The sequence below is a fragment of the Nocardia tenerifensis NBRC 101015 genome, assembly GCF_000308715.1.
In the GTDB taxonomy this organism is placed as follows: domain Bacteria; phylum Actinomycetota; class Actinomycetes; order Mycobacteriales; family Mycobacteriaceae; genus Nocardia; species Nocardia tenerifensis.
Genome location: NZ_BAGH01000323.1, coordinates 1 through 5,830, shown reverse-complemented (window position 1 = coordinate 5,830; position 5,830 = coordinate 1). Strand labels below are relative to the sequence as shown.

General features: G+C 68.5%; 6 protein-coding genes and 1 pseudogene. 2 read left to right on the top strand and 5 right to left on the bottom strand.

Going from position 1 to position 5,830, the window contains the following annotated elements; genetic code table 11:
• From ON39_RS26050 to ON39_RS26030, 5 genes and pseudogenes are all read right to left on the bottom strand, one after another.
• A pseudogene (locus ON39_RS26050) lies at window positions 1-377 on the bottom strand (tobH protein); the annotation flags it as partial.
• Between the two features lie 346 nt (window positions 378-723).
• Window positions 724-2,100: a phosphomannomutase/phosphoglucomutase gene (locus tag ON39_RS26045; protein ID WP_040738342.1), complete on the bottom strand. Its 1,377-nt coding sequence runs from the start codon at window positions 2,098-2,100 to the stop codon at window positions 724-726.
• 53 nt (window positions 2,101-2,153) lie between these two features.
• Window positions 2,154-2,534, bottom strand: coding sequence for a DUF3499 domain-containing protein (locus ON39_RS26040; RefSeq protein ID WP_040738347.1), 381 nt, complete (start codon window positions 2,532-2,534; stop codon window positions 2,154-2,156).
• Between the two features lie 232 nt (window positions 2,535-2,766).
• Window positions 2,767-3,246: a metallopeptidase family protein gene (locus tag ON39_RS26035; RefSeq protein ID WP_162836687.1), complete on the bottom strand. Its 480-nt coding sequence runs from the start codon at window positions 3,244-3,246 to the stop codon at window positions 2,767-2,769.
• 166 nt (window positions 3,247-3,412) lie between these two features.
• On the bottom strand, window positions 3,413-3,646 hold the full coding sequence (locus ON39_RS26030) for a WhiB family transcriptional regulator (protein WP_029901515.1): 234 nt from the start codon (window positions 3,644-3,646) through the stop codon (window positions 3,413-3,415).
• Between the two features lie 523 nt (window positions 3,647-4,169).
• Here ON39_RS26030 and cofD point away from each other — a divergent pair.
• Together cofD and ON39_RS26020 are read left to right on the top strand one after the other, a co-directional pair.
• The gene (cofD, locus tag ON39_RS26025; RefSeq protein WP_051187094.1) at window positions 4,170-5,168 is read left to right on the top strand and encodes a 2-phospho-L-lactate transferase; all 999 of its coding nucleotides are present in this window, start codon (window positions 4,170-4,172) and stop codon (window positions 5,166-5,168) included.
• Window positions 5,165-5,830: coenzyme F420-0:L-glutamate ligase (locus tag ON39_RS26020; protein ID WP_040738338.1), on the top strand; the 666-nt coding region annotated here is incomplete at its 3' end. The genes cofD and ON39_RS26020, both read left to right, overlap by 4 nt.

The following is a 5,830-nucleotide window of genomic DNA, read 5'->3' as shown; positions in this document are numbered from 1 at the left end:
GCGCCACGGCGCAGCGCCCGGTCCACCGCGTCGGTCAGGCGTGGGTCGCCCGCGTCGTCACCGGCGACGAGGACGACGTCGAGCGGACCGACCCAGGGCGGCAACGCGGCGACGGGCACCACGGGCAGGCCGGCCCGGTCACCGAGCGCGGCGACGAGCAGGCTCGCGGCGCGGGCCGCGCGGCCGGAGCCGGAGACGAGCACCACGCTGCGTGGCCGCAGTCCGTCCAGGCGCGCGAGCGCGTCCTCACCGACGGCCGCCGCGGTGGCCCTCACCTGAGCGCCGCCCGAGGCGGCCGAGCGCAGGGCGCCGCCGGTATCGGCCGCCTCCAGCGAAGCGGCATCGTCGAGGTCGAGCACCGGTGTTCCAGCGATCATCGGGCGTCCCACCTCCCCTCATCGCGCTGAGTCGTTTCCGCCCTCACTCGTTCCCGGGTCGGCTGCCACGCCGGGCCCGAGTCAGGCGAATCCAAGGCCTGTGATTCCACTATTCCAGTCAGGACCGAACGATGCTCAGAATCTCCGCAGCGGGCCGCGTCGTCTCCTTCTCCGCAGCCCTTCGCCGAATACCGAGCATGGGATTCCATCCGCCGTAATTCCACTATCCCAGTCAGGACCGGACGATGTTCAGAATCTCTGCATCGGGCTGAGCCGTCTACTTCTTCCCAGCCTTCCGCCGAATACTGAGCATGGGATTCCATCCGCTGTGATTCCACTATCCCAGTCAGGACCGGACGATGTTCAGAATCTCTGTTACGAGTGCGTCTACTTCTTCCGGTGATCGTGCCTCGACGTTGAGCCGCAGCAGGGGCTCGGTATTCGAGGCGCGCAGGTTGAACCACGCGTCGTCGGCCAGCTGAACGGTCACGCCGTCCAGCCTATCGACCGAGATCGTCCGGTTTCCGAAGGCCTCGACCACCGCCATCGTCCGCTCCTTCGCGTCCGCCACCGTGGAATTGATCTCGCCGGAGGCCGCGTACGTTTCATAGGCCGCCATCAGCTCCGACACCGGGCGATCCTTCTCGCCCAGCGCGGCGAGCACGTGCAGCGCCGCGAGCATGCCGGAGTCGGCGCCCCAGAAGTCGCGGAAGTAGTAGTGCGCGGAGTGCTCGCCGCCGAAAACCGCTCCGGTCGAGGCCATCTGCTGCTTGATGAACGAGTGGCCGACCCGCGTGCGCACCGGCGTGCCGCCGAGCGCGGTGACCAGCTCGGGCACCGCGTGCGAGGTGATCAGGTTGTGGATGATGACCGCGCCGGGCTCCTTGATCAGCTCGCGCTCGGCGACCAGCGCGGTGATGGTGGACGGCGAGACCGGGTCGCCCTTCTCGTCCACCACGAAGCAGCGGTCGGCGTCGCCGTCGAACGCGAGCCCGATGTCGGCCCCGGACTTGACCACCAGGTCCTGCAGGTCGACCAGGTTCTTCGGATCGAGCGGGTTGGCCTCGTGGTTAGGGAAGGAGCCGTCGAGCTCGAAGTACAGCGGGACGATCGTCACCTGCGGCAGCGCGTCGAACACCGCGGGCACGGTGTGTCCGCCCATGCCGTTGCCGGCGTCCACGGCGATGGTGAGCGGGCGGACCTCGCCGAGGTCGACCAGGTCGCGCAGGAAGGCCGCGTAGTCGGCGAGCAGATCGACCTCGGTCGCGGTGCCGCGCGGTCCGTCGTAACCCGGGACGCCCTCGACGATCTCGTGCTTGATGGTGGCCAGGCCCGTGTCCTGGCCCACCGGAATGGCTTTGGCGCGGCACATCTTGATGCCGTTGTAGCGGGCCGGGTTGTGGCTCGCGGTGAACATGGCGCCGGGGCAGTCCAGCCTGCCGGAGGCGAAGTACAGCTGATCGGTGGACGCGAGGCCGATGTGCACCACGTCGAGGCCCTGCGCGAGCACGCCCTCGGCGAAGGCGCGGGACAGCTCGGGGGAGGACTCGCGCATGTCGTGCCCGATGACGGCCCGCGTCGCGCCCTCGGCGCGCATCAGCCTGGCGAACGAAGCGCCTATGTCGGTGACGAATTCGGCGTCGATCTGCTCACCGACCACTCCGCGAACGTCGTAGGCCTTGATCACCGCGTTGACGAATTCGGCAGAGCGGGCGACTGTCATGCCCACCACCCTAATGGGTGGACCGTCCGCCTTTGACCCGGTCCTTGGTTTGTTCAGGAAGGGGGGTCGGGGAGTACGCGGAGATGGCCTCGGCGGCCGGTACGGGTGGTGCGCGGCGGTGGCGGCGCGTAGTCACGGTAGCCGCGCTGATCTTGTTCCGGCGGGCGGCGGCGCAATCCGGCCTCGCGCACCGCCTCGGCGAGCGCGGTCAGATCGTCGTCATCCGGTGTGCTCGAGGAGAATCCGCCTTCGTGTCGAACCATCTCCCAGCCCTTGGGGGCGGTGATGCGGGAGCCGTGCGTTTCACAGAGGTCCCAGGAGTGCGGTTCGGCGACGGTGGCCAGCGGTCCGACCACGGCGGTCGAGTCCGAGTACACATAGGTGAGCGTCGCGACGGCCGGATTCTTGCAGCCTGGACGGCAGCAACGACGCATGGGGATCACGCCGATGAGAGTAACCCTCCTGGCGGTCCGATGTGGATAGACACGCTCATGATTCGGGCAAAAACTCCCGCCGCGCGGCGGTCGGCCGCGGGCGGGCGAGGGGACGCGCAACCGTGCGAATGTTCCGCGACCGGTGAGTGCGCGGTCTGCGGGCCGCACACCCGGTGTCGGTAATCAGTTATCGCCGCGCGCAACAGGTTTCGTTACCGAGGCGGTGCGATGCCTACTCCGGTTCGGGGTCGATCACGTCCGGATCGACGCCCAGATAGGTCGCGATCTGCTGGACGAGGACCTCGCGCAGCAGATCGACCAGGTCGTCCGGGTCGCTGGCGCGCAGCTCGAGCGGCTTGCGGAACAGCACCACCCTGGCGCGGGTGGCCGCGCCGTGCCGATCGACCCCGGCCGGGATGAGCCGCGACAGCGGCACCGGTCCGTCGGCGACCACCTCGTCCGGCCAGGTGACCGAATCTGGGTGCAGCGGACGGATTTTCGGCACGTCGTCGACCGCGATGTCGAGTTTGGTGAGCCGGTCGTGCCAGCGCGTGTCCAGCGGGGCGAACGCCTCGAGCACCAGCCGGTCGAACTTCTGCCCCCTGGTGCGCCAGGCGGGCACCGTGGGCGGCAACATCGGTCCACGCACGCCGCGACCACGGCGGATCACCGACCGTGCGGTCGGCGGACGACGATTCCGGGAACGTGCCATGGTTAAAACCTAGTCAGCCCGCCTCGGGGCCGCGCAGCCAGTGCGGTCGGCCGGAGCGCGAGGACTCTCGGGCGTACCCCCGGAGCTATCCGTGTGTCCGCGAGATCCCTTGTCGCCGTAACGACTTGTCGCGCTTGCGGATAACTCGGGGGCCAACCCGGGTCGGCTAGCCGATGCCGCGCTTCAGGCGGCGGCGCTCCCGTTCGGAGAGGCCACCCCAGATGCCGAAGCGCTCATCGTGGGCGAGTGCGTACTCCAGGCACTCGTCGCGCACCTCGCAGCCCATGCAGATCCGTTTCGCCTCGCGGGTCGAGCCGCCCTTCTCGGGGAAGAACGCCTCCGGATCGGTCTGCGCGCACAGGGCGCGTTCCTGCCACTGCTCTTCGATGGATTCGAACATCTCGTCGAAGCCCGTGACGACCAGGCTGAGCCGGGGCGTCGAGTCGTCGCCACCCGTGCCGAGCCGGGGCATCGAGACCTCGTCACCCCCCTCGTGATCCTTCCAGCCGTTGTCTGCGCAGACGCCACGTGCTGCGCCTGCTGTGGAATCGGTCGGCGAGACCATCTCGTTGGCCATCGCTCCGCCTCCTCACTGTGTGTTAGCGCAGAATGATTCGTTCCGTCGGACCAACACGCCTACCGACGGCCATACCCCGCGACGTTGTCCCGCGGACGTCCCCGAGCTCGTCATCTCGATGCGAACATGTGTTCGAAAAGCCGTTCGCGCCTTGCACTCTCGCGCGAACCCGAAATGACATGACTGTGATTAGACACGCCGGACGTGTCGATGGTCAAGCGGCCGTCGCTATTCCGTTACTATCCGCGAACGCTTTCGAAGATGATCTTGTGTCCGAGTAGGGCAAATGACCAGCAACTACGGCGCGGAACATCGCCCGGTCCGGCAGCGCATAGGCTGTGCGGATGTGACTTCCCTTCAAGCGGACATCGAACCCGTCGGCGGGCCCAGGATTGCCGTCCTGGTCGGGGGTGTCGGCGGCGCTCGATTCCTGCAGGGCGTACGGGAGCTCCTGCCCGATGCCGACGTCTCCGCGATCGTGAACGTCGGCGACGACGTCTGGATGCACGGCCTTCGTATCTGCCCTGACCTCGATACCTGCATGTACACCCTCGGTGGCGGCATAGACACCGAGCGCGGCTGGGGCAGGCCGGCCGAGACCTGGCACGCCAAGGAGGAACTGGCGAAGTACCACGCGCAGCCGGACTGGTTCGGTCTCGGCGATCGCGACCTCGCCACGCACCTGGTCCGCAGCGAGATGCTGCGCGCCGGGTACCCCCTCTCGGCGGTGACCGAGGCCCTCTGCAACCGATGGCAGCCGGGCGTGAAACTGATCCCGGCGACCGACGATCGGTGTGAAACGCACGTTGTTGTGAGCGACCAGGAGAACCCTGGCGAACGCCGCGCGATCCATTTTCAAGAGTGGTGGGTTCGCTATCGAGCGAACATCCAAACCCATGGATTCGCCACAATCGGGGCCGAGGATGCCAAACCGGCCCCAAATGTGATCGAGATCATAGAGTCCGCCGATGTGGTGTTGCTCGCTCCGTCGAACCCGGTGGTGAGCATCGGCGCCATCCTCGCGGTGCCCGGAATCCGCGGCGCGCTGCGCACCACCGGGGCCAAGGTGATCGGCGTGTCGGGCGTGATCGACGGCAAACCGCTGCGCGGCATGGCCGACGAGTGCCTGTCGGTGATCGGCGTCGAGACCACCGCCGAGGCGATCGGCCGCTACTACGGCGCGCGCTCGGCCACCGGCATCCTGGACGGCTGGCTGATCCACACCACCGACACCGCGGACGTGCCCGGTGTCGAAGTACGCAGCGTGCCGCTGCTGATGACCGATCCGCCGACCACCGCCGAGATGGTGCGGGAGGCGCTCGACCTCGCGGGAGTGAAACCGTGATCAACGACCATGCCGCAGGCGAACTCCGGATACTGCCGATCACCGGCCTGCCCGAGTTCCGGCCCGGCGACGACCTCGCCGAACGCATCGCCGAGCAGGCGCCGTGGCTGGCCGACGGCGACGTGCTCGTGGTGACGAGCAAGATCGTCGCCAAGGTCGAGGGGCGCATCGTCGAGGCGCCGCTGGATCCGGAGGAGCGCGACACGGTGCGCCGCGCCCTGGTCGAGCAGGAGGCGGTCCGGGTGCTGGCGCGCAAGGGCCGCACGTTGATCACCGAGAACAAGCTCGGCATCGTGCAGGCCGCCTCCGGCATCGACGGCTCCAATGTCGAGCAGGGCGAGTTGGTGCTGCTGCCTGCCGATCCCGACGCCAGCGCGAAGGCGCTGCGCACGGCCCTGGCCGAGCGGCTCGGCGTGCGGGTGGCCGTGGTCGTCACCGACACCATGGGCCGCGCCTGGCGCAACGGCCAGACCGACACCGCGATCGGCGCCTCGGGACTTCGGGTGCTGCACGACTACGCGGGCGCGGTCGACGGGCAGGGCAACGAGCTGCACGTCACCCAGGTGGCGATCGCGGACGAGCTGGCCGCCGCGGCGGATCTGGTGAAGGGCAAGCTCGGCGGCGTGCCGGTCGCGGTGGTGCGCGGGCTGCCGATCACCGAC